Annotated in this window: 22 protein-coding genes and 1 pseudogene; 9 read left to right on the top strand and 14 right to left on the bottom strand. The window is 66.0% G+C overall.

The window, feature by feature from the left end; translation table 11 throughout:
- Positions 1-435: an NAD(+)--rifampin ADP-ribosyltransferase gene (arr, locus tag HUT07_RS18745; protein ID WP_176022173.1), complete on the bottom strand. Its 435-nt coding sequence runs from the start codon at positions 433-435 to the stop codon at positions 1-3.
- A 124-nt stretch (positions 436-559) separates the two neighbouring features.
- Positions 560-811 carry an accessory factor UbiK family protein gene (locus tag HUT07_RS18740; protein WP_089237467.1) on the bottom strand — a complete coding sequence of 84 codons (252 nt, stop codon included), beginning with the start codon at positions 809-811 and terminating at the stop codon, positions 560-562.
- A 240-nt stretch (positions 812-1,051) separates the two neighbouring features.
- Here HUT07_RS18740 and HUT07_RS18735 point away from each other — a divergent pair, with 240 nt between their 5' ends.
- On the top strand, positions 1,052-1,486 hold the full coding sequence (locus HUT07_RS18735; RefSeq protein WP_176022172.1) for a hypothetical protein: 435 nt from the start codon (positions 1,052-1,054) through the stop codon (positions 1,484-1,486).
- A 120-nt stretch (positions 1,487-1,606) separates the two neighbouring features.
- Here HUT07_RS18735 and HUT07_RS18730 read toward each other — a convergent pair whose 3' ends face one another.
- Positions 1,607-1,861, bottom strand: coding sequence for an accessory factor UbiK family protein (locus HUT07_RS18730; RefSeq protein ID WP_176022171.1), 255 nt, complete (start codon positions 1,859-1,861; stop codon positions 1,607-1,609).
- A 156-nt stretch (positions 1,862-2,017) separates the two neighbouring features.
- On the opposite strand from HUT07_RS18730, the gene HUT07_RS18725 reads away from it, so the two are divergent.
- Complete coding sequence (locus HUT07_RS18725; RefSeq protein ID WP_025874559.1) at positions 2,018-2,356, top strand: P-II family nitrogen regulator; 339 nt, start codon at positions 2,018-2,020, stop codon at positions 2,354-2,356.
- A 99-nt stretch (positions 2,357-2,455) separates the two neighbouring features.
- Here the strand turns inward: HUT07_RS18725 and HUT07_RS18720 are convergent, their stop codons facing one another.
- The gene (locus HUT07_RS18720) at positions 2,456-3,115 is read right to left on the bottom strand and encodes an RIO1 family regulatory kinase/ATPase (protein ID WP_176022170.1); all 660 of its coding nucleotides are present in this window, start codon (positions 3,113-3,115) and stop codon (positions 2,456-2,458) included.
- Positions 3,116-3,325: 210 nt separating this feature from the next.
- Entirely contained in the window at positions 3,326-4,276 is a 951-nt protein-coding gene (locus HUT07_RS18715) for an alpha/beta hydrolase (RefSeq protein ID WP_176022169.1), read from the bottom strand.
- 224 nt (positions 4,277-4,500) lie between these two features.
- Between HUT07_RS18715 and HUT07_RS18710 the strand changes: the two genes are divergently transcribed.
- Complete coding sequence (locus tag HUT07_RS18710; protein ID WP_033832595.1) at positions 4,501-5,406, top strand: aspartyl/asparaginyl beta-hydroxylase domain-containing protein; 906 nt, start codon at positions 4,501-4,503, stop codon at positions 5,404-5,406.
- A gap of 215 nt (positions 5,407-5,621) precedes the next feature.
- Here the strand turns inward: HUT07_RS18710 and speE are convergent, their stop codons facing one another.
- Positions 5,622-6,473, bottom strand: coding sequence for a polyamine aminopropyltransferase (gene speE, locus HUT07_RS18705; RefSeq protein ID WP_176022168.1), 852 nt, complete (start codon positions 6,471-6,473; stop codon positions 5,622-5,624).
- A 179-nt stretch (positions 6,474-6,652) separates the two neighbouring features.
- Here speE and speA point away from each other — a divergent pair, with 179 nt between their 5' ends.
- Positions 6,653-8,542 (top strand): arginine decarboxylase, encoded by a 1,890-nt coding sequence (gene speA, locus HUT07_RS18700; protein ID WP_176022167.1) that lies wholly within the window; start codon positions 6,653-6,655, stop codon positions 8,540-8,542.
- A 40-nt stretch (positions 8,543-8,582) separates the two neighbouring features.
- Positions 8,583-8,903, top strand: a complete 321-nt coding sequence (locus HUT07_RS18695; RefSeq protein ID WP_079223965.1) for a DUF6122 family protein — start codon at positions 8,583-8,585, stop codon at positions 8,901-8,903.
- 146 nt (positions 8,904-9,049) lie between these two features.
- Here the strand turns inward: HUT07_RS18695 and HUT07_RS18690 are convergent, their stop codons facing one another.
- From HUT07_RS18690 to HUT07_RS18680, 3 genes are read right to left on the bottom strand one after another with little or no spacing between them, the layout of a single operon-like run.
- Positions 9,050-10,378 carry a HAMP domain-containing sensor histidine kinase gene (locus HUT07_RS18690; RefSeq protein ID WP_176022166.1) on the bottom strand — a complete coding sequence of 443 codons (1,329 nt, stop codon included), beginning with the start codon at positions 10,376-10,378 and terminating at the stop codon, positions 9,050-9,052.
- A complete protein-coding gene (locus HUT07_RS18685; RefSeq protein ID WP_176022165.1) occupies positions 10,375-11,034 on the bottom strand; it encodes a response regulator transcription factor in 660 nt (219 codons plus the stop codon). Before HUT07_RS18685 ends, HUT07_RS18690 begins: the two co-directional genes overlap by 4 nt.
- On the bottom strand, positions 11,034-11,324 hold the full coding sequence (locus HUT07_RS18680) for a PepSY domain-containing protein (protein ID WP_089238156.1): 291 nt from the start codon (positions 11,322-11,324) through the stop codon (positions 11,034-11,036). The genes HUT07_RS18685 and HUT07_RS18680 overlap by 1 nt, the downstream gene beginning before the upstream one ends.
- A 148-nt stretch (positions 11,325-11,472) precedes the next feature.
- Between HUT07_RS18680 and HUT07_RS18675 the strand changes: the two genes are divergently transcribed.
- Positions 11,473-11,907: a PepSY domain-containing protein gene (locus HUT07_RS18675; RefSeq protein ID WP_176022164.1), complete on the top strand. Its 435-nt coding sequence runs from the start codon at positions 11,473-11,475 to the stop codon at positions 11,905-11,907.
- Between the two features lie 84 nt (positions 11,908-11,991).
- On the opposite strand, the gene HUT07_RS18670 is transcribed toward HUT07_RS18675, so the two are convergent.
- From HUT07_RS18670 to HUT07_RS18660, 3 genes are all read right to left on the bottom strand, one after another.
- Entirely contained in the window at positions 11,992-12,483 is a 492-nt protein-coding gene (locus tag HUT07_RS18670) for a hypothetical protein (protein ID WP_100462142.1), read from the bottom strand.
- Between the two features lie 125 nt (positions 12,484-12,608).
- Positions 12,609-13,817, bottom strand: coding sequence for an FAD-dependent oxidoreductase (locus tag HUT07_RS18665; protein ID WP_176022163.1), 1,209 nt, complete (start codon positions 13,815-13,817; stop codon positions 12,609-12,611).
- A 12-nt stretch (positions 13,818-13,829) separates the two neighbouring features.
- Complete coding sequence (locus tag HUT07_RS18660; protein WP_176022162.1) at positions 13,830-14,324, bottom strand: lipocalin family protein; 495 nt, start codon at positions 14,322-14,324, stop codon at positions 13,830-13,832.
- A gap of 182 nt (positions 14,325-14,506) precedes the next feature.
- On the opposite strand from HUT07_RS18660, the gene HUT07_RS18655 reads away from it, so the two are divergent.
- Together HUT07_RS18655 and HUT07_RS18650 are read left to right on the top strand one after the other, a co-directional pair.
- Positions 14,507-14,755, top strand: coding sequence for a hypothetical protein (locus HUT07_RS18655; RefSeq protein WP_176022161.1), 249 nt, complete (start codon positions 14,507-14,509; stop codon positions 14,753-14,755).
- A gap of 90 nt (positions 14,756-14,845) precedes the next feature.
- Positions 14,846-17,275, top strand: coding sequence for a DUF3772 domain-containing protein (locus HUT07_RS18650; RefSeq protein ID WP_176022160.1), 2,430 nt, complete (start codon positions 14,846-14,848; stop codon positions 17,273-17,275).
- A gap of 572 nt (positions 17,276-17,847) precedes the next feature.
- Here the strand turns inward: HUT07_RS18650 and HUT07_RS18645 are convergent.
- A complete protein-coding gene (locus HUT07_RS18645) occupies positions 17,848-19,953 on the bottom strand; it encodes a phosphoglycerol transferase I (RefSeq protein ID WP_176022159.1) in 2,106 nt (701 codons plus the stop codon).
- Positions 19,954-20,224: 271 nt separating this feature from the next.
- Positions 20,225-21,880 (bottom strand): annotated as a pseudogene (locus HUT07_RS18640) (AarF/UbiB family protein); the annotation flags it as partial.
- 236 nt (positions 21,881-22,116) lie between these two features.
- Between HUT07_RS18640 and HUT07_RS18635 the strand changes: the two are divergent.
- Positions 22,117-23,043, top strand: a complete 927-nt coding sequence (locus HUT07_RS18635; RefSeq protein WP_176022157.1) for a DUF808 domain-containing protein — start codon at positions 22,117-22,119, stop codon at positions 23,041-23,043.
- Positions 23,044-23,065 lie beyond the last annotated feature (22 nt).

The following is a 23,065-nucleotide window of genomic DNA, read 5'->3' as shown; positions in this document are numbered from 1 at the left end:
TCAGTTGATGATCTCCCCACTCCCCGAAGCAACAAATTCCCTCAACTGCCGAACGAACTCCGCGTCGTAAGCCTCCCACTCCGTAATTTCGCCAACAACCCGCAACGGCTCCACACTCCGATACGATCGCGTCGGATTCCCAGGAAACTTTTTGTTGGTCACGTTCGGATCGTCTTCAAACGGCCCGGTCGGCTCCACCACATACACACGCGGCCGACCCTCACCCTTGGCCATCTCCGCAGCCAGCCCGGCGCCCTTGGCAATCGTCGTGAAATAGATGTGGTTCATCACCACGCTGTCGCGATAGTTGGACCGGAACCCCGCGCTCAGCAATTCGCCCACCGCGAGATCAGCGCGGGTGCCGTGATAGAACGGCGCGGCAACCTGGTCGCAGGTGTCATGCGAAACGGGTGTCCATTCGGTGTCCTGCGCCATTGGCGCTACCCCTACTGTCCTGCCGGATCGACAGGCCGGCGAGTCTAGGGCGCCGGGCGGGCCTTGCGGCAAGGCCCCATCAGGGAAATACTCTGTAAACGGGAGGCGCGGTGCGCCTCCTTTTTCATTCTGCCTTGCTGCGGCCTTCCAGCTCGCGCACCGCCGTTTCCAGCGCATCCAGCTTCTCGCGGGTCTTCAACAACACCGCGCGCTGCACTTCAAATTCTTCGCGCGTCACCAGGTCCAGCTTGGCCAGCCCCGCCTGCAGCGCGCTCTTGAAGGTGGCCTGCAGTTCCTCGCGCGATTCGCGCAGGCCCGGCGGCACCAGGTCGCTGAGGCGACGGGCGAGGTCATCGATTTGGTTCAGGTCGATCATGGGGTGCTCCGTGGGGTGGTGGGCCTGCGCATCCGGCGCGGCCACGGCTGTTCGGCAGTAAGGATACTGCCGGCCCGAATACCCGCACAGGCGGGGTGATTTCACGCCGGCGGCGTCCCAGCGTTATGCTCCGGGCCGGGTACAGCGGAACGCCGCCGCAACGGCGGGGTCGCAGCCCAGAGGCGTTGAGGGTTCCGTTAGGTGCTGGGAAGCACGCCAGCAAAGGGCCACGAAGGACAGATGACCATGAAACCAGCGTGTGCTGCGTTCGCGCTGACCCTGCTGCTGTCTGCATGCACGCATCGTGTCGCAATCACGGCAGCGGTAGAGCCCCGCGACGAATTGCTGTGCGCCATCGCGGGCAACCCCGGCAAGCACGATGGGGAGGAGGTTGTGTTGTCCGCAACGTACATAACCGATAACCGCCACTTCGAGATGTTGCGCAGTTCCCATCGCAGCAAGGGCGGGTGCATCCTGGATATCGGCAGGCGTGGGTCTTCCGAATCGGTCAAGCAGTTCTACGCGGAACAGAAGCACATCTGCTTGATGCGCGATGCTCCGGCGGTGTGCAACACCACGGCCGTCGTGGAGGTATCTGGGCGGGTACGGCTGAAGCCAGAGGGCCTCGTCGTCTTCGACATTGAGGAGGTCCTGTCGTTCCGGTTGCACGAGTAAGCCAGTAGGTACTACGTTTTGACCATCCTGGACTGAGTCCGCCGGGGATGACATGGCAACGCCCGCAAATGCGGGCCTTGTTTTGCTACCGGAGACGCAGAGGACTCACTCCCAGAGGGCTCACTCCGCGTTCGTGCGGCGCTGCTCCAGCTCGCGCACCGCTGTTTCCAGCGCATCCAGCTTCTCGCGGGTCTTCAACAACACCGCGCGCTGCACTTCAAATTCCTCGCGCGTCACCAGGTCCAGCTTGGCCAGCCCTGCCTGCAGTGCGCTCTTGAAGGTTGCCTGTAGTTCCTCGCGCGATTCGCGCAGGCCCGGCGGCACCAGGTCGCTGAGGCGACGGGCGAGGTCATCGATTTGGTTCAGGTCGATCATGGGGTGCTCCGTGGGGGGGGGGCTGCGCATCCGGCGCGGCCACGGCTGTTCGGCAGTAAGGATACTGCTGGCCCCGGGCTGCCGGACAGGCGCTGCGGGTTTCGCACCGGCCGCGTTCAGGCGCTATCCTCCACGCCGGAATACAGGAGATAGACGATGAAGATGGTCATGGCGGTGATCAAGCCGTTCAAGCTCGACGACGTGCGCGAAGCGCTGGCCGAGCGCGGGGTTACCGGGATCACGGTGACGGAAGTGAAGGGCTTCGGTCGCCAGAAGGGCCATACCGAGCTGTACCGCGGCGCCGAGTACGTGGTCGACTTCCTGCCGAAGGTGAAGCTGGAAGTGGCGGTGACCGACGATCAGGTGGACGTGGTGGTGGAAGCCATCGTGAAGGCGGCGGGCACCGGCAAGATCGGCGATGGCAAGGTGTTTGTGTACGACCTGGGCAGCGTGGTGCGTATTCGTACTGGTGAGCTGGACGCGGACGCGTTGTAAGTCGTTTTTGTTGTAGAGCCGAGCCCACGCTCGGCTGATGCAAAGAGCAGCCGAGCGTGGGCTCGGCTCTACAGAAAAGCGGTCGAGCAAGCTCGACCTCTACCGCCTCTTGGCCCATTTGTAGAACCGCTTCCAGCCTTGGCGCACGGCCGCTACCCAACCGGGGTCGGCCACCAGCGCGGCCTGCGCTGCACTTGGCGCTTGGCCGGTGACGCGCTGGCGCATCTTCAGCAGGTTCTTCATGTCGCTGCGGCTCAGCTGCCGGCTCAGCGGGTTGCGGCGCAGCCAGCGCGGTACGCGCCAGGCCGAGGTGAAGTCCAGCAGCACCGGCACGCCGGCGCTGACCACCACGTTGGTGCCGTGCAGGTCGTTGTGGGTGATGCCGGCGGCATGCAGGCGGCTGAGTGCGAGCTGCAGCTGCTCGAACACTTCATTGCCCACCGCCTGCGCGGTGCTCAGGGTCTGGCCGGGGATGAATTCCATGCCCAGCGCCAGGCCACCGAGGGTGCCGAGCAGGGCCGGGGCGTGCTTCCAGCCGCCCAGGCGCTCCAGCATGCGCGCCTCGCGGCGCACCATCAGCCGGGCGATCGGCGACACCGGGGTGCCGCGGTAGCGGGAGTAGTCCTTCACCACCGCCGGACGGCCGTCCAGGCAGGTGCGGTAGACATCGGGGGCGAGGAAGCGTTCACCGCGCTTGAGCAGCAGCGGCGCCACGACGTCATCGCCGCAGGACGGGGAGGGGGTAATGGAAGGGATCATCTGGGGTCTCGGGCGACCCGGTGGGCGGCGCTGAAGCGTCAAGCGAACCGGTACGACTGGGGAAACTGGCTAAACTTTCGTTAAGCCAATTTTAGTACCGGCGAGTTCGCTATTCCACGATTTGTCGGAAAAATGTCGGTGTCGTGACTGGAACAGTTCGTCACATACATTCGGACAATTCTGTCTCACTTCCGTGCGGAGCCATTGAAATCAGCCACTTGCCGTAGCGTCAAGCCCAGCAATGCGCGCAACGAACGGCAGCAGTGCGTCGCGCAGCTGGTCCAGCCCCGGCTGCTCGATGGGGAAATGGCCACATTCGTCCAGCAGCACCCGCTGCTTCGGCGCGGCCAGCCGCTGGTAGAAGCGGTCGCTGATCGCCACCGGCGTCCAGTCGTCGCAGGCGGGGTGCACCATCAGCACCGGGCAGCGGGTGAAGCGTTCGGGCTCCATGGCCGGGGTGGTATCAAACAGCGATGCCATCAGCCCCAACGGCACCCGGTTGCCGCCCCCCAGCGGGTCGGCGCAGACCAGCGCGGTCAGTTCTGGATTGCGCGACATCCGTTGCATGTGGGTGAACCAGCGCACGGGTACGCGCAGGCCGCGGGTCAGTCGGCTGAGCGGGCGCAGCCCCGGCAGCAGGGCGCGCATCCACGGCTGGCGGACCAGCGCTGCCTGCACCACCGGATCGCGCGGGTCGGCCAGGGTCGTGACGGCCAGGCCACGCACCCACGGTGATTCGGCCGCCACCAGATAGGCCAGGTAGCCGCCGATGCTGGCGCCAAGCAGCACGAACGGTCGCGGCCGCCGCTGGTGTTCGGCGTGAATCAGCGCCAGCAGCGCCTGTTTCCAGCTGCCGTAGTCCACCTGCTGCCAGGGCGCGGGGCTGAGCCCATAGCCGGGCAGATCCGGCGCCAGCACCTCGTGCCCGGCCGCGGCCAGCTCTGCCGCCAGCGGCGCGAACATCCGCCCGTAGCCGCCGGCGCCATGCACCAGCAGCACGGTCAGGCCGGCGTCGGCGGGTCCATGCCGGTCCATTCGCAGCCGGCTGCCGCCCCAGCCAAAGAGCTCGCTGCGTGGCGCCGCGGCCTGTGCGGGCAGGGCGAAAAAGTCGCCGTAGCGTGCGCTCAGGGCGGGGTAGGGATCGGTCTGGGGCAACGGCATCGAGGCAGTGTAGGCCACCTGTTCAGTAACGCGGCACTGACTGTCCCGCACGCCCGGCTTGACCCCGGCGCACGGCCTGCCGACCATAAGCTGTTAATCGCGACATCGGCGGCCGCACCCACCCGGCACGTCCCCGTCTTCTGCCGCGTTCCCCCACTGATGCTGGCCCTGCGGCCGCATCGCCCTGTTTCCCTGTCCGGCGCGTGCTGGAGGAAAGTGTTTTGATCATCAAAATCGTACTTGCGGCGCTCTTTGTGTCCTGCGTGCTGTACATCCACTTCCGTGGAAAGGTCCGTGCGCGCTGGTCGCGCCAGCTGCTGGACCACTCCAGCTTCATGGCCCCGATCAACGTGGTCATGTATATGTTCTCGAAGGTGCCGACCACGCCGTTCCTGGACCCGGGCAAGGAATTCCCGCAGCTGGAGCCGTTGCGGCAGAACTGGCAGATGATCCGCGACGAGGCGCTGGCACTGCGCGATGCACAGGCGATCGCGGCCTCCAGCACGTTCAACGATGCCGGCTTCAATTCGTTCTTCCGCCGCGGCTGGAAGCGCTTCTACCTGAAGTGGTACGGCCCCTCGCACCCGTCGGCCAAGGCGATGTGCCCCAAGACCACCGCGCTGCTGGAATCGCTGCCGGACGTGCGCGCGGCGATGTTCGCGCAGCTGCCGTCGGGCAGCGAGCTGCGCCCGCACCGCGATCCGTTCGCCGGTTCGCTGCGCCTGCACCTGGGCCTGGCCACGCCCAACAACGATGCCTGCTACATCGAAGTGGACGGCATCAAGAAGAGCTGGCGCGACGGCGAGTGGATGATGTTCGACGAGACCTACATCCACCATGCGCACAACGAGACGCCCGATGACCGGGTGATCCTGTTCTGCGATATCGCCCGCCCGCTGCGCTTCGGCCTGCCGGGCTTGTTCAACCGCCTGGTGGCGTCCACGCTGCTGGCCGGTGGGGCATCGCCGAACCTGCCGGGCGACCCGACCGGTGGCGTCAACAAGGCCTTCGGCAGCGTGTACAAGGTGCGGCTGAAGGCCAAGGCACTGCGCGAGCGCAGCGTGGTGGCCTACCAGCTGATCAAGTGGGGCCTGGTGGTGGCGGTGATCGCCGGTATCTGGGCGCTCTGAGCGAACCGCCGCCGGACTTGGCGGGGTAGCGTGTAGAGCCGAGCCTATGCTCGGCTTGGTCTACCGCAACCTGTCCGAAGAGCAGCCGAGCGTGGGCTCGGCTCTACAGAAAGCAAAAACCAGCGCTGTCGCCAGCGCGGGTTTTTTGTTGGTAGGTGCCAACCTTGGTTGGCACGCCTCAACCCCGGTAGGTGCCGACCGTTGGTCGACACGCCTTACTTCAGCGCCGCCTTCACGAACGGCGGGGTCACCAGCACGCCGGTGTGCAGCGCGGCGGTGTAGTACAGGGTGTCGAAGGTCTTGGCGGCCGAATCGGCCTGGCGGAAGTCGAAGCTGCTGTCGCCCTTGCGCGCCAGGGTCACGCTCCACCAGCCGGTGGGGTAGCACGGCTGCGGGAACGGCAGGGTCTTGAACGAGCCGAAGCCGGCCTTGCCCATCTCGGTACGCATTTCGTTGATCAGCTCCAGCTGCATCAGCGGCGACTCGGACTGCTGCACCAGGATGCCGTCGTCCTTCAGGGCCTTGAAGCAGCTCTCGTAGAACGCCTTGTTGAACAGGCCTTCGCCCGGGCCGACCGGATCGGTCGAATCGACGATCACCACGTCCACGCTGCCGGCCGGGCAGTTGGCCATGTAGGCCACGCCGTCATCGAACATCAGCTCGGCGCGCGGGTCGTTGTTGGCATCGCACAGTTCCGGGAAGTGCTTGCGCGCCATCACGGTGACCTGCTCGTCGATGTCGCACTGGGTCACGCTCTCCACGCCCTTGTGCTTGAGCACTTCGCGCAGGGTGCCGCAGTCGCCGCCGCCGATGATCACCACGCGCTTGGGCGCGGCGTGGGTGAACAGCACCGGGTGGCTGATCATCTCGTGGTAGAAGAAGTTGTCCTTGCTGGTCAGCATGATGGCCCCGTCGATGGTCATCAGGTTGCCCCAGTCGGTGGTCTGGAAGATCTCGATCTTCTGGAACGGCGACTGCACTTCGTCCAGCTTGCCGGTGATGCGGTAGCCGATGGCCGAGCCGGTGCGCTCGAAGTGTTCGATGTACCAGTTGCTGTTGTCAGTCATGGGAATGCATTCCTGTTCGGAGGGGATGGAGCCGGGCTGAAGGCGGGGTGCCACGCATCCGGACGGATCGGCCCGTTCAGGTTGGAACCTGCCACGGGCGCGGGCGCGCATGATAACGAACCTGTGGGCATATAGGCGTTATCATGCCCCCCCTTTTATTTGCCACAAGGCCGACTGCAATGACCGATTGGTCCCTCGACCAAGCCCGCAAGACCTACTCGATCCCGCACTGGGCGGATGGCTATTTCGACGTGGATCAGGCCGGGCACATGGTGGTGAGACCGACCGGGGCGGACGGCCCGGTGGTGTCGCTGCCCAAGGTGGTGGATGCCGCGCGCGCGGCTGGGGCCAAGCTGCCGCTGCTGGTGCGCTTCCCGGACATCCTCGGCCAGCGCCTGGGCAAGCTGCAGGCGGCGTTCGCCCAGGCCCAGCAGGATTGGGACTACCCGGGCGGCTACACCGCCGTGTACCCGATCAAGGTCAACCAGCACCGTGGCGTGGCCGGCACCCTGGCCAGCCACCACGGTGAAGGCTTCGGCCTGGAAGCGGGCAGCAAGCCGGAACTGATGGCCGTGCTGGCGCTGTCGCGCCCGGGTGGCCTGATCGTCTGCAACGGCTACAAGGACCGCGAGTACATCCGCTTGGCCCTGATCGGCCGCAAGCTGGGCCTGCAGACCTTCATCGTCATCGAGAAGCCGTCCGAGCTGAAGCTGGTGCTGGAAGAGTCCAAGGCGCTGGACGTGAAGCCAGGCCTGGGCGTGCGCATGCGCCTGGCCTCGCTGGGCGCCGGCAAGTGGCAGAACAGCGGTGGCGACAAGGCCAAGTTCGGCTTGTCCCCGCGCCAGCTGCTGGACCTGTGGAAGTCGCTGCGCGATACCGAATATGCCGACTGCCTGAGCCTGCTGCATTTCCACATGGGCTCGCAGATCTCCAACGTGCGCGACATCGCCAACGGCATGCGCGAAGCCACCCGCTATTTCGTCGAGCTGTCACAGCTGGGTGCGAAGATCACCCACGTCGACGTGGGCGGCGGCCTGGGCGTTGACTACGAAGGCACCCGCTCGCGCAGCTTCTGCTCGATCAACTACGGCCTGAATTCGTACGCCAGCAACATCGTGCAGCCGCTGGCCAATGCCTGCGAAGAACACGGCCTGACCCCGCCGCGCATCGTCACCGAGTGCGGCCGCGCGATGACCGCGCACCACGCGGTGCTGATCGCCAATGTGTCCGAAGTGGAACAGGCGCAGGAAGGCCGCGTGCCGGACCAGCACGACGACGAGCCGGCCTCGATCCGCCACCTGCGTGAGATCCACGAAGAGCTGGACGTGCGTCCGGCGGTGGAGCTGTTCCAGGAAGCGCAGCACTTCCATGCCGAAGGCCTGTCCAGCTATGCGCTGGGCCAGATCGACCTGCCGCAGCGTGCGCGCATCGACGATCTGTTCTATGCCATCGCCCACGGTGTGCGTGCGCGCCTGAGCTACGACGAGAAGAGCCATCGCCCGGCGCTGGATGAACTGAACGAGCGCCTGGTCGACAAGTATTTCGTCAACTTCAGCGTGTTCGAGTCGATTCCCGATGCGTGGGCGATCGACCAGGTGTTCCCGATCGTGCCGATCGAGCGCCTGAACGAAACGCCGGACCGCCGCGGCATCATCGCCGACATGACCTGCGATTCCGACGGCATGGTCAAGACCTATGTCGAGAACGAAAGCCTGGACAGCTCGCTGCCGCTGCACGCGATCAAGCATGGCGAAAGCTACCGGATCGGTTTCTTCATGGTCGGTGCCTACCAGGAAATCCTCGGCGACATCCACAACCTGTTCGGTGATACCGACGCGGTGGAAGTGCTGGCCGATGCCGATGGCTACGCCATCACCCAGCAGCGCCGCGGCGACACCACCGACGTGATGCTGGACTACGTGGGCTACAAGCTGGATGACCTGCGTGCGGCGTATGCGCAGCGCGTGGCCGCCGCCGAGCTGTCGCCGGAGCGCGCGCAGGAACTGTCCGAAGCGCTGGAAGCGGGCCTGACCGGTTATACCTACTTGTCCGACGAACCGCTGGTCTGATGCGCCGGGTGACGGCCCCGTGCCGTCACCCCAGCCCCCGATGAGCGCCCGCGCGATCTTCCATCTGTTCCTGCATGCCGCCGTGCCAGCCCTGCTGGCATGGCTGTTCTGGCGCAAGCGCTTTGCGTCGGCGTGGCTGTTGCTGCTGCTGGGCTGGATCATCGACCTGGACCATCTGCTGGCCGATCCGATCTATGCCCCGAACCGCTGCAGCATCGGCTTCCACCCGCTGCATACCGCACCGGCGATTGCCGTGTATGCGGGCCTGTGCGTACCGAAGAAGACGCGGTTGGTGGGGATTGGTTTGATGATCCACATCGCGCTGGACGCGATTGATTGCTGGTGGATGCACCACCGCTGATTTGCAGCGAACACCTGCTCTGGTAGATGCCGACCTTGGTCGGCGCTCTTCGCGCTGCCTGTAGAGCCGAGCCCACGCTCGGCTGCGCTTCGCACTGCCCCGAGCCGAGCATGGGCTCGGCTCTACAACGGCGCATCCAGGTCGATCTATTGCTTGACGATGCCCGGCAACCACAACGTGGCACGCAATCCCGGATGCGCGTTCTCCAACGCCAGCCGCCCGCCATAACTGGCGGCGATATCGCCGACGATCGCCAACCCCAGGCCGCTGCTGCTTTCGCGCTCATCCAACCGCACGCCGCGCTGGGTGACCTGCGCCAGCGCCTCGGCTGCCAGACCCGGGCCGTCATCGCGCACGTCGATGCGCAACTGCCCTTCGTCCGCACGCGCCGTCACTGTCACGTCCTGCTGTGCCCACTTGCCGGCATTGTCGAGCAGGTTGCCAAGCATCTCTTCCAGATCGGCACTGGCACCGGCGAACTGCAGATCGGTAGCAATGCCCTCGGCCTGGAACTGCAACGCGCGCTCGCCATGCACGCGTGCCATCAGCCTGCACATCGCCTGCGCCACCGCTGCCACCGGTGTGCGCTCGCGATGATCGGCGGTCAGCCCGGCGGCAAGATAGCGATCAACGCTGGCCTGCATGCGCGCGCCCTGCTCGCGCAGCGTGGTGCGCCACTCGCGGCCTTCACCATCAGCTTCGGCGGCAAGCACGCTCAAAGGTGTCTTCAGCGCATGCGCCAGATCCTGTGCACTGGTACGCGCGCGCGCCACCATTCGTTGCTGGTGGTCCAGCAGCGCATTGAGTTCGTCGCCCAGCGGCGCGATTTCAGCGCCCAGTCCCGCCGTATCGATGCGCTGTGCATCGCCGCGGCGCACACGTTCCAGCTGCGCACCGAGACGCTGCAGCGGGCGCAGGCCGAAATGCACCTGGCTGGCCAACACCGCCAGCCACGCGGCAACCAGCACCGCCAGCGCCATCGCGCTGCGTTGGCGGAACGCGGCGACGTCCGCGTCCAATGCACTGCGGTCGGTGGCGACCACGGCGACATAGGGTTGGGTCGCGCGGGGCAGGCGCACCGGCTGCACCCGTGCGCGCAGCGACTGCTGCAGCGGGCCAGGAAGATTGCGTTCGGCTGCGCCATTGGCGGCCACGGGCAACGTCTCGTCCCACAACGAACGCGACTGCAGCAGCACCTTGCCGCTGCCATCGGCGATCTGCCAGTAGGCGCCGGAGAACACGCGCTGGAAGCGCGCGTCGTTGGGTTCCTGCCGCAACTGCAGCTGGCCGTCGGCATCGATCTCGGCCTGCGCCAGCAGGGTCAGCATGTCCTGCTGCAGTTCGTTGTCCAGGCGGTCGCGCGCGCTGCGCTTGAACAGTTCGCCCAGCAGCGCACTGGCCAGTGCCGAGACCAGCAGCAGGCCGATGCCACCGGCCAGCAGCAGCCGGCGTCGCAGTGACGGTTGCGGGCTCACGGCGCGGCCAACCGCCAGCCCTGGCCGCGTACGGTCTGGATCAGATCGGTGCCAAGCTTGCGGCGCACGCGGCCCAGCAGCACGTCCAGTGCATTCGAATCGGGATCGTGGCCGCCATCGAATACGTGCTCACCCAGGCGGTCGCGGCCGATCACCTGGCCATTGTGGTGGATGAAGTAGCTGAGCAGGCGGAATTCCTGCGGGCTCAGCGCCAGTGCCTGGCCGTCCAGGTCGAAGCGCCCGGCATTGACGTCCAGCTGCAGCGGGCCGCACTGCAGGCGTGGGCTGGCATGGCCATGGCTGCGACGGATCAGCGCGCGCAGGCGCAGCACCAGTTCGTCGGCCTGGAAGGGTTTGGTCAGGTAGTCGTCGGCGCCGGCATCAAAGCCGGCCAGCTTGTCGTGCCAGCGCCCGCGTGCGGTCAGCACCAGCACCGGGAAGTCGCGGCCATTGCCACGCCAACGCTCGATCACGCTCAGGCCATCCAGCCCGGGCAGGCCCAGATCGACAATCGCCGCCTGCAGGTCTTCCACCTGGCCGATCTCCTCGGCCTGGCGACCATCGGCCACCACGTCGACCACGTAACCGGCCTGTTCCAGCAGCGGCTGCAGGCGCTCGGCCAATGCGGCATCGTCTTCGGCCAACAGGATGCGCATCAGTCGTCCAGCTCCGTCTTCAGCAGCCTGCCGTTGCGCGCATCATAGTCCAGCTCCACCACCACGCCGTCGGCGCGCAGGATCTCCACTTCGTACACGCCGTCGTCAAGCTCCACTTCCAGCAGCTGGCCGGGGTGGCGCTTGAGCGCATCGCGCACCACGCTTTCCAGCGGCACGTAGCGGCCCTGCTGCACGGCCCGGCGCGCAACCTGCTGCGCCGGGTCCTGGGCAGGGCCGGTGGCGGTCGGGGCGCTGGCCAGGGCCAGCAGCAGGGACAGGGAAGAGAGGATGGGCACGCGGGTGATGGGGAATGGGGAACAGGCGCGAGTGTGCCGCCACCGACTAACGGTTGGCTAACAGCGCTGGCTAAGCCGCTGTTAACCACGCCATGCATCGTGGCGTTGCCGGGATGGTCCGGCACCGAACAGGAGAACCCCCATGTTGAAGTCGCTCACCCTCGCCACCGTCGTTGCGCTTGCCATTGCTCCCGCTGCCCAGGCGGCACCGCTGGGCATGGCCCAGGTCGAACAGACCCTGCGCAAGGCCGGTTACACCCAGATCCATGAGATCGAGCGCGATGATGGCCTGTGGGAAGCCGATGTCAGCCGCGCCGACGGTCGCTTCAGTGAGGTGTATGTGGACCCGAAGACCGGCGAGATCTTCGACGAGCACGATAGCCGCGCACTGCTGAGCACTGAGCAGGTGCTGGCCAAGGCGCAGTCGCAGGGCCTGCGTGAGATCCATTCGCTGGAACGCGACGGTGCGACGTGGTCGCTGGAAGCCCGCAATGCCCGCAATCAGCGCGTGGACGTGCGCCTGAGTGGGTATGACGGCCGCATCCTGCACAGCGAGCGTGATGGCTGGCTGGATTGATGCTCATCCATGTAGCGTCGAGCCCATGCTCGGCGCTGCAGCCGGCCGCAGCCGAGCATGGGCTCGGCTCTGCAGGGGCGTGGGTTACCAGCCGTAGGGCGGTGGGTAGTCCCAATAGCCGGGGCCACCCCCGTAGTAACCGCCGCCACCATACGGCCCGAAGAAGCCCGGGCCTTTGCCTTCGCTCACGTGGATGTTGACGTTGACCCCGCGGGTCTTGCCTTCATCGTTGGTGTAGTTCTTGCTGAGGTTGAGCGTGGCGGCGTTGTAGTGGGTGTTGCCGTAATTCTTGGCGTAGCCGATGCCGGTGGTGAAACTGCCGGACACCTTGACCTTGTCATCCGTCACATCGGCGATCCTGCCGTCGCCGTTCACGCGTGGGCCGGTCTTGTCGCCGTAGAACGTGCCCGGCGGATCCTGTTGCAGCGCCGGATCGTTGAGATAGCGGATCGGCGTCTGCGGCACGGACAGGTCCAGGCCGGAAGCCTGCGGCGCGGTGGCACCGGCAGCGGACTGCGCCAGGGCAGTTCCGGGCAGGGCGGCCAGGCACAGCAGCAGGGTCAGGGGGCGGATCATGACGGCGCTCCAATGGAGAGGGGCCGCGCAGCACGCGGCGGTACAGGCCGACGCTAGCAGGCGTTGCTTGAATGATGCCTGTCGCCCGCCGATTGCGGTAGAGCCAGGCCATGCCTGGCTGCACGTTACAGCCGCCCGAACCCGAACAGCCCCGCCAGTGGATGCTTGCGCCGCTCGACCCCCGCCCGCAGCAGCCCGGCGCCGATCATGGAATAGGTGATGCCGTTGCCACCGTAGGCCATGGCGAACTGCACCCGCGGGCCCCATTGCGCATGCGGCCCGAAAAACGGCAGGCCGTCGGCGGTCTCGGCAAAGGTGCCCGCCCACGAAAACGCCGGGGTCGGCTGCAGGTGCGGGAACCACTGCATTAGCTGCTTCATCAGTTTGCGGGCCTTGCTTTCCACCCGGCCATCGCGGCGGGCGGGAACATCGATGGCGTCGTCCAGCCCGCCCACCAGCAGCCGCCGGTCGCCGGTGGCGCGCAGGTACAGGTAGGGGCGCGCGCTCTCCCACACCATGGTGCGCTGCAGCCAGCCCAGCTCGTCGGCGTTGATCGGGTCGGTGATGAAGGCATAGCTGCTGCGGTTGCGTGCCACGCGCGGGTCCAGCCATTGCTGGTTGGCATAGCCCATCGCCAGCACCACGTGGCGGGCACGGATCTGCACTCCGGATTCGGTGCGTGCGGTCACGCCGCGCGCGCTGGGGGTGAGGGCATGCAGCACGGTGCGGTCATGCACCACGCCGCCGCGCTTGCACACACGCTCGAGCAGGCCATAGGCCAGACGGTACGGATCCACGCGCGCCGCCTGACGGGTCAACAGCGCACCGCCGGCATCGACGCTGAAACGTTCCTGCAGCGCTTCCCGGTCCAGCCAGCGCGCATCCAGGCCGATGCCACGGCGGGCCTCGCCTTCGGCCATCAGCCGCGGTACGTCACGGCGGCGACTGGCCAGGTACAGGCTGTCCATCTGCTTGAAATCCACGTCCTTCAGGCCGCGTGCCACCTGGCGCAGGGCCGGGATCGCATCGGCGCATGCCCGGTAAGCCAGCGCCGCAGCGTCGTTGCCATACTGCGCGGCCAGCTCCAGCAGGTGGGTGTCGATTTCGTACTGCAGCAACGCGGTACTGGCTGCGGTGCTGCCCCAGCCGATGTCACGCTGCTCGATCACCGCCACGTCGTGCCCATGGGCAGACAACTCATCGGCGATCAGCGCGCCGGTGATGCCGCCACCGACCACCAGCACATCGCAGTGCAGATCCTGCTCCAGCGGCGGGAAGGCCTGGATCAGGCCGTTGCGCACCGCCCACCACGGGTATCCACTCTTCAGGTCCATGCGCGTTGGTGCTCAGGCAGTGGGGTGGCCGGTATGCGGGGTCTGGATCAGTTCGGACAGATCGAAGCCCTGCAGGCGTGCGGCTGCCAGATAATGTTCCTGCACGGTGGCATCCAGCCGCGGCTCACGCGCCAGCAGCCACAGGTACTTGCGGTCCGGGCTGCCGACCAGGGCAACGCTGTAGTCCGGCGCCACCTGCATCACCCAGTAGTCACCCTTGGCGAAGGGCAGCCAGCGCAGGCCCTTGGGCAGGAAGCTGACTTCCAGCCGCGCGCTGTCGTTGTCGATCGCGCAGGCCTCGCCGGTGGCTTCCTCGACCTCGCCGTCCATGCGGCAGCGGTTGGTGACACCCACGTTGCCGTTGTCGAGCAGGGTGTAATGCGCCGATACGTCGGTGCAGCCCTCCGGTTCGTGGCGCATCGGCAGGCGGGCGATCTCGTACCAGGTGCCCAGGTAGCGGGGCAGCTTGAGGTCGGTGACGGTCTTCAGGGGCGGCAGGTCGGTCATTGTCAGGCGTGGCAGGAGAGGACCTCCACGATGACGAGGGCACTGCCACGGGCGGGTGAAGCCGGGGCGAGGGTCATGTCCAGAACGTTCCGTCGCCGCGGCGGAGCGCGTGCCGTCATCGGCGCAGCGGTATGCTTCCGCCAGCGCCGCGTTTTTCCGATCCAACCGCAGTGGAGGTGCCGATGTACCAGGTGATCCTGTTGAAGAGTGAAACCCAGTTCGCCCGCGAGCAGTGGCCGCAGGTCGACGACCTGGTGGACTACGAAGGCGTGGCCTACAGCCTGCGCGCCGGGCCGCGCCAGCCGTTGCCGACCGACCATGACTGGCACCCGATCGCGGTGTACGCACCGGACGAGATCACCGAGGAAGAATTCCAGGACTGGTACGCGCTGCAGCAGCCACAGGTGGAAGAACTGCGGCTGAAGTATTGAGCCGTAACCAGCGGCCAGCGCCTGCGCATCCGCCGTTTACGGCGCCTGCCGTATAGTCGCGCGCAGGCGCGGTGGTCCGCGTGAACCGGTGTGGCTGGCGTGTCTTCTTTCTTCCGAACGATCCTGGTGCGTGGTCCGTGGTTGGGCCTGCTGTTGTGTTGCACGCTGCTGCTGGCCGTGCCGGCGCTGGCCCAGGATGACGACCCCACACCGAAGCAGCAGCTGGCGCAGATCGACAGCACGCTGAAGGATGTTGCACGCAAGCGCGTGGACGCCGAGGCCACCGAAACGCTGGGCACGCTTTCGGAAACTGCATCACAGGCCAAGCGCGATGCCGAGGCGCTGGAAAAGACCCTGCAGCCGCAGCTGGACCAGCTCAACGAGCAACTGGCGCAGCTGGGCGATGCGCCCAAGGACACCACGGAACCGCCGGAGCTGGCCGCGCAGCGGCGCACGCTGACCCGCCAGCGCGATGCCCTGGTGGCATCGATTGCCCAGGCCAAGTCCAATGCCGTGCGTGCACAGCAGCTGAGCGCGGACATCGACAAACAGCGCAACGCGCAGCGCACCGAGGAACTGGGGCGCAAGGTCGCCTCGCCGCTGTCACCGGCGCTGTGGCAACAGGTGGCCGATCAGTTGCCAAACGACATCGCCCGCGTCATGCCGTTGGCCCAGCAGGGCCGTGCGGCGTTGACCACGGCCATTGCCACCCATGGCTGGGGCACGTTGCTGCTGGGGCTGGCGGCGGCCTTGGTGATGATGTTCCCGCTGCGCCTGTGGCTGCGCGCGCTGGGGCGCCGCTTCGCTGCATCCGAGCGAGCGCCCGACGGCCGCCTGCGCCGCTCCGGCCTGGCCATGTGGCTGCTGTTGGTGGGTACCCTGCTGCCCGGCTACGCCGTGGTGGTGCTGGTGGCTTCACTGGATGCCATCGGCGCGATTCCGCCGCGACTGCAGAGCGTGGCCGAAGGCATACAGGCAGCGACCTTCGCTGCGGCCTTCATTTCCGCGCTCAGTGCCTGCCTGCTGGTGCCCAAGCGACCCTCGTGGCGGCTGCTGAACCTGGATGACACCGCCGCGCTGAAACTGCGCAAGTACGCTTGGGGTGCTGCTGCCCTGGCCTGGCTGAGTACGGTGCTGGTAGCCATCGATCGTGCCACCCGCACCAGCGATGTCACCACGGTGGCAGTGGACGGCGTGATCGCCTTGACCTATCTGGGTCTGATCATGGCCATGCTGGTGACCCTGGCACGCCTGCATCGGCGCCAGACCGCCGAGGCCGAGGCAAAGCTGGAAGCGCAGGCCGACGGCCAGGGCGCGGCCGTTCCGGTACGGCGCAGCAGCTGGCTGGTGCTGGCACGGGTCGCCGGCAACATCGCCGTGGTGGCCGCGATTGTCGCCACCCTGATGGGCTATGTGAACTTCGCAAAGTTCGTGAACCAGCAGCTGATCGGCGGCAGCATCGTGGTGCTGGCGGCAACGCTGCTGTTCAAGTTTGTCGATGATTTCTCCACCTGGCTGCTCAATGCCGACAGCAAGGTTGGCCAGACCATCCTGCTCAGCACCGGCCTCAGCGTGTCCAAGCTGGAACAGGCGGGCGTGCTGTTGTCGGCGCTGCTGCGCACGTTCGTGGTGTTGTTCGCGCTGCTGGCGCTGGCCGCGCCGTTCGGCAATATCGGCTCGGTGGTCGAGCGCGTTGCATCGCTGGCCAACGGCATCGTGATCAACAAGGACCTGACGCTGCAGCCGGGCCGCATCGTCACCGGCGTGCTGGTACTGCTGGTGGGCATCGGCCTGACCCAGCTGCTGCAGCGCTGGCTGACCGACACCTACCTGCCCAAGACCGAACTGGACCTGGGCGCGCGCAATTCGATCAGCACCATCGCCGGCTACGTCGGCATCATCCTGGTGGGCCTGTGGGCGCTGACCGCGATGGGCCTGAACCTGAAGAACCTGGCGCTGCTGGTCAGCGCGCTCTCGGTGGGTATTGGTTTTGGCCTGCAGGCGATCATCCAGAACTTCGTCTCCGGCCTGATCCTGCTGACCGAGCGCCCGGTGAAGATCGGCGACTGGGTGAAGCTGGGTGACCAGGAAGGTGACATCAAGCGCATCAACGTGCGTTCGACCGAGATCCAGGTGAGCGACAAGTCCACGCTGATCGTGCCGAACTCGGAGCTGATCACCAAGACCATCCGCAACATGACGATGGGCAACAACCAGGGCCGCATCCAGATCCAGTTCGCGGTGCCGACCAGTACCGACGTCGCGAGCCTGCGACAGGCGCTGCTGGATGCCTACGGTGCCCACACCTCGGTACTGCAGCAGCCGGCGCCGTCGGTCTATATCGACAGCATTGCCGGTGGCCAGATCAGCATCAACAGCTTCGCCTACGTGGCCAGCCCGCGGCAGGTGTATGGCACGCGCAGCGATCTGTATTTCAGCCTGCTGCAGATCCTGGCCGAGCGGAACATTCCGCTGTCCACGCCGACCGACATCCACATCACCCGCGATCCAGAGCAGTAAGAGGGTGGGGCGGCAGGGCTGCGCCCTGCACCCGCAGAGGCAACGGCAACGGCAAAAGCCGGAGCAACAGCAAAAGCTGGCTATCCGTGGTTTGGCGGGGTGGGTCCGGTTGCGGGGGACGCCGTAAACCCATCCTTGGGGGCTTGGCCGCGGCATCCATGCCGCGGACACCCCCGCAACCGGACCCACCCCGCCTTCGACAGATTCCCGCGATCTGTCGGAATGGCATGGCGTGCTCTTGGTGGGTGTCGACCTTGGTCGACACGTAGATCCACGCCATGCGTGGATGTTTTTCGATCAATTGTCGAGATATTCGATTTCGATGGACATTCATCCACGCATGGCGTGGATCTACCACCAACCGTCACCGGGAAACTGTCGGGGGTGGGGCGGTGTGGGTGTGCAGGACCGTTGGCGCCATGGATGGCGCCATCGAGCCCCCAGGGATGGGTTTACGGCGTGTCCTGCACACCCACACCGCCCCGCCCAACCACAGACAACCCAGAGCCGATTTGGCCGTTGCTTTTGCTTCAGCCTCGGCAGGTGCAGGGCGCAGCCCTGCCGAACCCCCTTTACCCCCGCGGCCGCCCGCGCGAGGGCACCAGTGCGAACGTATCTACCGCCAGCTTCTCGGCGTGGTTCAACCACGCGCGGATCTCCAGGTCGTCCACTTCGTGGTCGAGACCGAACGACACGTTGATCTTGCCATCGGCATCGGGCTGCACCCACTGCTGGGCCAGCACCACCTTGCGCTGCGAGGACACCGCTTCGATCCAGAACCCGCGATCGGGCCGCGTGCTGGCCACCAACTGCAGCATGTACTGGCCGGCACGGGTACGGCGGCCCTTCTGCGTGATCATGTGCGCCTGGCGCACGCTGGGGCGGGGACCTTGGAACGCATCCAGCGGGGCATCCACGCCGATGCCGTTGCGTAGCTCGCCATCGCGGTACAGCTTGATGCCGTTGTCGCGGTTCACCAGCAGCGCGCACCAGTCGCCGTCGGCCGAGCCATCCTCGAACGCGGTGCAGCGATCGACATAGGCCAGCGTGTTGTCCGGGTCGGCGTCGTCGAACTGGCGCGAGGTGTTTTCCAGGTACACCGATTTCAGGTCCCAGTCCTTGTCGTACTCCAGCAGCACCGGCGGCTGCACGTGCTGCAGGCCCACCACCACCTGGTCATCGCCGTCGATCTTCAGCTGCCGGGTCGGTTCACCCAGCCACAGCGAGCGCGCGAAGGCCAGGTACTGCGGGTAGTCACGGCCGCCATCGCGGCGTGCGGCGGCGCTGGCACTCGGCGCGCGCTTGTCATCCAGCAGCGAACGGCCAAAGCCCATCGTCTGCAGGTTCGGATCGAGCAGGCTGAGCAGGGTGGCACCGGAATCCAGCGTCGAGCCGTCTTCGGCCGCCAGCTGGCGCGGGGTCACGCCGTCACCGAGGAACAGCAGCAGGTTTTCGCGCTTCTGCTTGGTCAGGATATGGCTGAGGTCATTGGGCATGGCCAGGTGATCGGAGGCAATCACGATCAGCGTGTCCTTGCCATAGGGGCTGGCCAGGATGCGCTCGACCAGCTGCGAGATCAGGCGGTCGGTGCACTTCAGGGCATTGAGCATGCCGATGTTGCCGTACTGGCTCTGGTAGCGCTCGCCCTTGCAGGCCACCGGCAGATGCCCGGCCGGGTGGTGCGTGTCCATGGTCAACGTGGTAAGCATGAACGGCGCGTCCTGCCGCGACAGCTGCTCGAAGCGCTGATAGGCCGTGTCCAGCAGCACGTCGTCATGCACGCCCCACGCGGAGTAATGGATGCGGCCGATCTTCTTCTGCTGTTTGAACCACGCCAGGTCATGCACTTCATCGAAGCCATGGCTGGCCAGGAACTGGCCCTTGCCGGCGAACTGGCCGTTGGCACCGCCCAGGTAGTGGTTGGTGTAGCCCTGCTGCTTCAGGTAGTCGCCCAGGCACACGGCCTTGGGCAGGAAGCTGCCCATCCGGTCCATGCTGTTCTCATCGCCCTGCGAGGTGGTCAGCGGTACGCCGCACATCGATGACACCAGGCCGGCGATGGTCCAGCCGCCACCCTCGGCCGAGGCCAGCCCGCGGACATCGAGTGACTTGGCGGCCAAGCGGTTGAGATTGGGCATCAGGCCGGGAAACACGGCCTCATCCAGATAGGTGCGCTCCAGGCTTTCGCCGTAGATCCACACGATGTTGCGCGGGCGCTGCAGGGCCTGCGTGGGCACCTGGTATTCGGGGGCGATACGGGCGAAATCCACCGGGCGCAGCTGCTGGTAAAGGCGTTGGCCATCGCGTGCCAGTGGGCTGATCATGATCGTGGCCACCCACAGCGCGGCGAAACCGGCAAACCATGCACCACCGGCTGTGGGACGGCGCCAGCGCTTCACCCGCGTGGCAAACAACGGCAGCAGCGACACTGCCGCCAGCACGATGAAGCCGGCGATATAGCCCTTGAAGTCGGCGACACCAGCGCCTTCCATGTCCGCACCCAGGTGATACAGGGTGGCGGCGTTGAGTCCGTCGCCGGACAGCTTGTCGATCAGCCACCACGCACTGAGCGCCAGCAGCAACAGCGAGAACAGACCGGCTTTCCACCACACCCACTTTGCGGACGCGAGGAACAACCAGGACAGCAGCAACAGCGACAGCAGCAGAATCCAGAGCATAGGCAGCTTCGGCAGTGACGGGGTGGCGATGGACGTCGTACCGACGCGTGTCCATCCGACCGGCGCTGCTGCAAGCACATCTGCATGACAGGCCGATGACCCGATAGTGCATGCACGAACCTGACTGAAATGTTTGTTGAAATCGTGCGCGCGATATCACGCCGCGAACGTAAGTCGAGCGTGAAAACTCACGCTCGATTGCATTAAAAATCGCATGAATACGCTGATTCAGTAGATCCACGCCATGCGTGGATACGAGAGAACATCAGTGCTACCGGTGCCCGCGTTCCTCGCGCGCACGTGCTCGCCGATCGAACAGCAACGCACTGGTCACGATGCCAAGACCAAGCACCACGCCGATCAACAGCAGCACGAGTGCGATGGCCGGATAGCCGAACACATGCCAGTCGGTATCGATCTTCATCATCATCGCCGCGGCCATGATCAACGCCGCGCTGATGATGCCGGCAGCCACGCGGTTGGCGATCTTCTGCAGGTTCTCCATCAGTCGCGATTCTTCCAGGCCGGTCACCTTCATCTGCAGGCGGTTCTCGGCCAGCAGCGCCATGATGTCTGACAGTTTGCGCGGCCCGTCGCGCAGCAGTTGCTGCAGTTCCATTGCCTCGCTGGCCAGGTTGGCAGCCGACAGCGACTTCTTCAGGCGCGCGCGCATCACGTGCTGCAACTGGCGCTCGACGATGCGGCGCGTATCCAGATCCGGTGCGAGCAATCGGCACACGGTTTCAAGGTTGAGCAGCGCTTTGCCCAGCAGGCTCAGCTCCGGCGGCGTGCGCAATCCTGACGAGGTAGCGATGCGCACCATGTCCAGCACCACACGTCCTTCGGAGAAGTTCGCGCTGGCGGCATAGCGGGCGATCAGCTGACCGGTCTCGCGCAGGTAACGTTCTTCATCGAACGCTTCCAGCCGCGTGCTGATGCTGATCAGGTCGTCGGCCACCTCCTCTCCACGGCCATCGACGGCGGCGAACAGGATCTTCAGCAGTCGCTCGCGAAGGCGCGGCGGCATGTGCGCGACCATGCCCAGGTCGAAGATCGCCAGGCGTCCATCGGGCATCACCCGCAGGTTGCCGGGATGCGGGTCGGCGTGGATTTCGCCGTGCACGAAGATCTGGTCCAGATAGCCGCGGATCAGCGCGGCCGCCAGCGGGTCCATCGCCTGTTCGGTGCGGCGCACATCGGGGATGGCATCCACGCGCACGCCGGTAGCCAGTTCCATGGTCAGTACGCGATGGCTGCTGTAATCCCACAGCGGCTGCGGAATCCACAGGCGTCGGAACGGCTTCAGATGCCGACCGAAGCGCGACAGGTTCTCGGCCTCGGCGTGGTAGTCCAGCTCCTGCATCAGCGTCTTGGCGAATTCATTGAGCCAGTCGCGCAGGCGCACGCGGCGACCGATCTGGGTCAGATGGTCGGCGGCCAGGGCGAAGCTGCGCAGCACTTCAAGGTCTGAACGCAGCTGTGCAGCTACTTCGGGCTTCTGCACTTTCACCGCCACCTCGCGGCCGTCATGCAGCACCGCCCGATGCACCTGGGCAATGGATGCGCAGCCCAGCGGCTGTGCGTCGAACGCGGCGAACAGCTTGTTCACCGGTGCACCCAGTTCCTGCTCGACGATGGCGTGGATGCGTTCGACCGGGATCTCGGCCACTTTCTCCTGCATCCGCTCCAGCGCGGTGGCGAACTCCACCGGCACCATGTCCGGGCGGGTGGACAGCATCTGCCCAAGCTTGACGAAGGTCGGCCCCAGCGCTTCCAGGTCACTGACGAACTGCTCGGGATTGCCGTCGGGCGGCACATCGGTGTGGCTGCCGGCAGCGTCCAGGTTCATGCCGGAGAACACGCCGGAATGGCGGTAGCGCATCAACAGGCGCAGGATCTGGCTGCGCCGGTTCATGCCTTTGACCAGCGGGGGATTGCCATTGGCGGTGGGCGGATTGCTCAAGCGGAACTCCCATGCGACTAGGACAGGTAGTGCCGGGCGCTGGCCGGCAATGTCCGGAACTGCGCGGTTGCCAGCCAGCGGCCGGCACTACCGGATTTCGCAGTGTCGCCGGGGGGCGGTAGGCATGCGGTGAATCCAACCGCTACCGCAGCCGCCCCGGTATCGGTCAGAATCCGCTCATTCCCTTTACTGGATCCCCCATGGCCGGTGCCAGCCTGTTTGCCCTGCTCGACGATATCGCCTCCCTGCTCGACGACGTCTCGGTGCTGACCAAGGTCGCCGCCAAGAAGACCGCCGGTGTGCTGGGCGACGACCTGGCGCTGAACGCGCAGCAGGTGACCGGCGTCAACGCCAACCGGGAACTGCCGGTGGTGTGGGCGGTGGCCAAGGGCTCGCTGGTGAACAAGGTGATCCTGGTGCCGGCTGCGCTGGCGATCAGCGCGCTGGAAGCCTGGCTGCACAGCCGTGGCTGGAACGTGCCGCTGATCGTGCCGCTGATGATGATCGGCGGCGCCTTCCTGTGCTTCGAGGGCGTGGAGAAGCTGGCGCACCGTTTCCTGCATTCCGCCGACGAGGACGCCGAACACCAGGCCGAGCGGCGCAAGGCGCTGGCCGATGCGCAGGTGGACATGGTCGCGTGGGAGAAGGACAAGGTGAAGGGCGCGATCCGCACCGACTTCATCCTTTCGGCCGAGATCATCGTGCTGTCGCTGGGTGTGGTCGCCACGGCGTCGTTCATCAACCAGGTCACTACCCTGGTGGTGATCGCGCTGGCGATGACCGTGTTTGTCTATGGACTGGTTGCAGGCATCGTCAAGCTGGACGACCTGGGCCTGTACCTGTCGCGCAAGGGCGCAGCGCTGGCGGCGGTCGGTCGCGGCCTGCTGGTGTCTGCACCGTGGTTGATGAAGTTCCTGTCGGTGGCCGGTACCGCAGCGATGTTCCTGGTCGGTGGCGGCATCCTGGTACACAACGTGCCGGCGCTGCACCACGCTGTGCAGGCGCTCGGCGGCGAAGGCCAATGGGGCTGGCTGGTCAACGCGCTGGGCAACATGGTGGTCGGCATCATCGCCGGTGCGATCGTGCTGGCGGTGGTGACCGGCGTGCAGAAGCTGCGCGGGAAATAAGCTGTAGAGCCGAGCCCACGCT

The organism is Stenotrophomonas sp. NA06056 (assembly GCF_013364355.1).
Taxonomy (GTDB): Bacteria; Pseudomonadota; Gammaproteobacteria; order Xanthomonadales; family Xanthomonadaceae; genus Stenotrophomonas.
Note: the sequence above shows the minus strand (reverse complement) of the source record. Positions and strands in the feature narration are given on the sequence as shown.

Excerpts from the sequence above, each read along its gene's own strand:
- arr (WP_176022173.1), bottom strand. The coding sequence starts at position 435 with ATGGCGCAGGACACCGAATGGACACCCGTTTCGCATGACACCTGCGAC.
- HUT07_RS18740 (WP_089237467.1), bottom strand. The coding sequence starts at position 811 with ATGATCGACCTGAACCAAATCGATGACCTCGCCCGTCGCCTCAGCGAC.
- HUT07_RS18735 (WP_176022172.1), top strand. The coding sequence starts at position 1,052 with ATGACCATGAAACCAGCGTGTGCTGCGTTCGCGCTGACCCTGCTGCTG.
- HUT07_RS18730 (WP_176022171.1), bottom strand. The coding sequence starts at position 1,861 with ATGATCGACCTGAACCAAATCGATGACCTCGCCCGTCGCCTCAGCGAC.
- HUT07_RS18725 (WP_025874559.1), top strand. The coding sequence starts at position 2,018 with ATGAAGATGGTCATGGCGGTGATCAAGCCGTTCAAGCTCGACGACGTG.
- HUT07_RS18720 (WP_176022170.1), bottom strand. The coding sequence starts at position 3,115 with ATGATCCCTTCCATTACCCCCTCCCCGTCCTGCGGCGATGACGTCGTG.
- HUT07_RS18715 (WP_176022169.1), bottom strand. The coding sequence starts at position 4,276 with ATGCCGTTGCCCCAGACCGATCCCTACCCCGCCCTGAGCGCACGCTAC.
- speE (WP_176022168.1), bottom strand. The coding sequence starts at position 6,473 with ATGACTGACAACAGCAACTGGTACATCGAACACTTCGAGCGCACCGGC.
- speA (WP_176022167.1), top strand. The coding sequence starts at position 6,653 with ATGACCGATTGGTCCCTCGACCAAGCCCGCAAGACCTACTCGATCCCG.
- HUT07_RS18695 (WP_079223965.1), top strand. The coding sequence starts at position 8,583 with ATGAGCGCCCGCGCGATCTTCCATCTGTTCCTGCATGCCGCCGTGCCA.
- HUT07_RS18685 (WP_176022165.1), bottom strand. The coding sequence starts at position 11,034 with ATGCGCATCCTGTTGGCCGAAGACGATGCCGCATTGGCCGAGCGCCTG.
- HUT07_RS18675 (WP_176022164.1), top strand. The coding sequence starts at position 11,473 with ATGTTGAAGTCGCTCACCCTCGCCACCGTCGTTGCGCTTGCCATTGCT.
- HUT07_RS18670 (WP_100462142.1), bottom strand. The coding sequence starts at position 12,483 with ATGATCCGCCCCCTGACCCTGCTGCTGTGCCTGGCCGCCCTGCCCGGA.
- HUT07_RS18665 (WP_176022163.1), bottom strand. The coding sequence starts at position 13,817 with ATGGACCTGAAGAGTGGATACCCGTGGTGGGCGGTGCGCAACGGCCTG.
- HUT07_RS18660 (WP_176022162.1), bottom strand. The coding sequence starts at position 14,324 with ATGACCGACCTGCCGCCCCTGAAGACCGTCACCGACCTCAAGCTGCCC.
- HUT07_RS18655 (WP_176022161.1), top strand. The coding sequence starts at position 14,507 with ATGTACCAGGTGATCCTGTTGAAGAGTGAAACCCAGTTCGCCCGCGAG.
- HUT07_RS18645 (WP_176022159.1), bottom strand. The coding sequence starts at position 19,953 with ATGCTCTGGATTCTGCTGCTGTCGCTGTTGCTGCTGTCCTGGTTGTTC.
- HUT07_RS18635 (WP_176022157.1), top strand. The coding sequence starts at position 22,117 with ATGGCCGGTGCCAGCCTGTTTGCCCTGCTCGACGATATCGCCTCCCTG.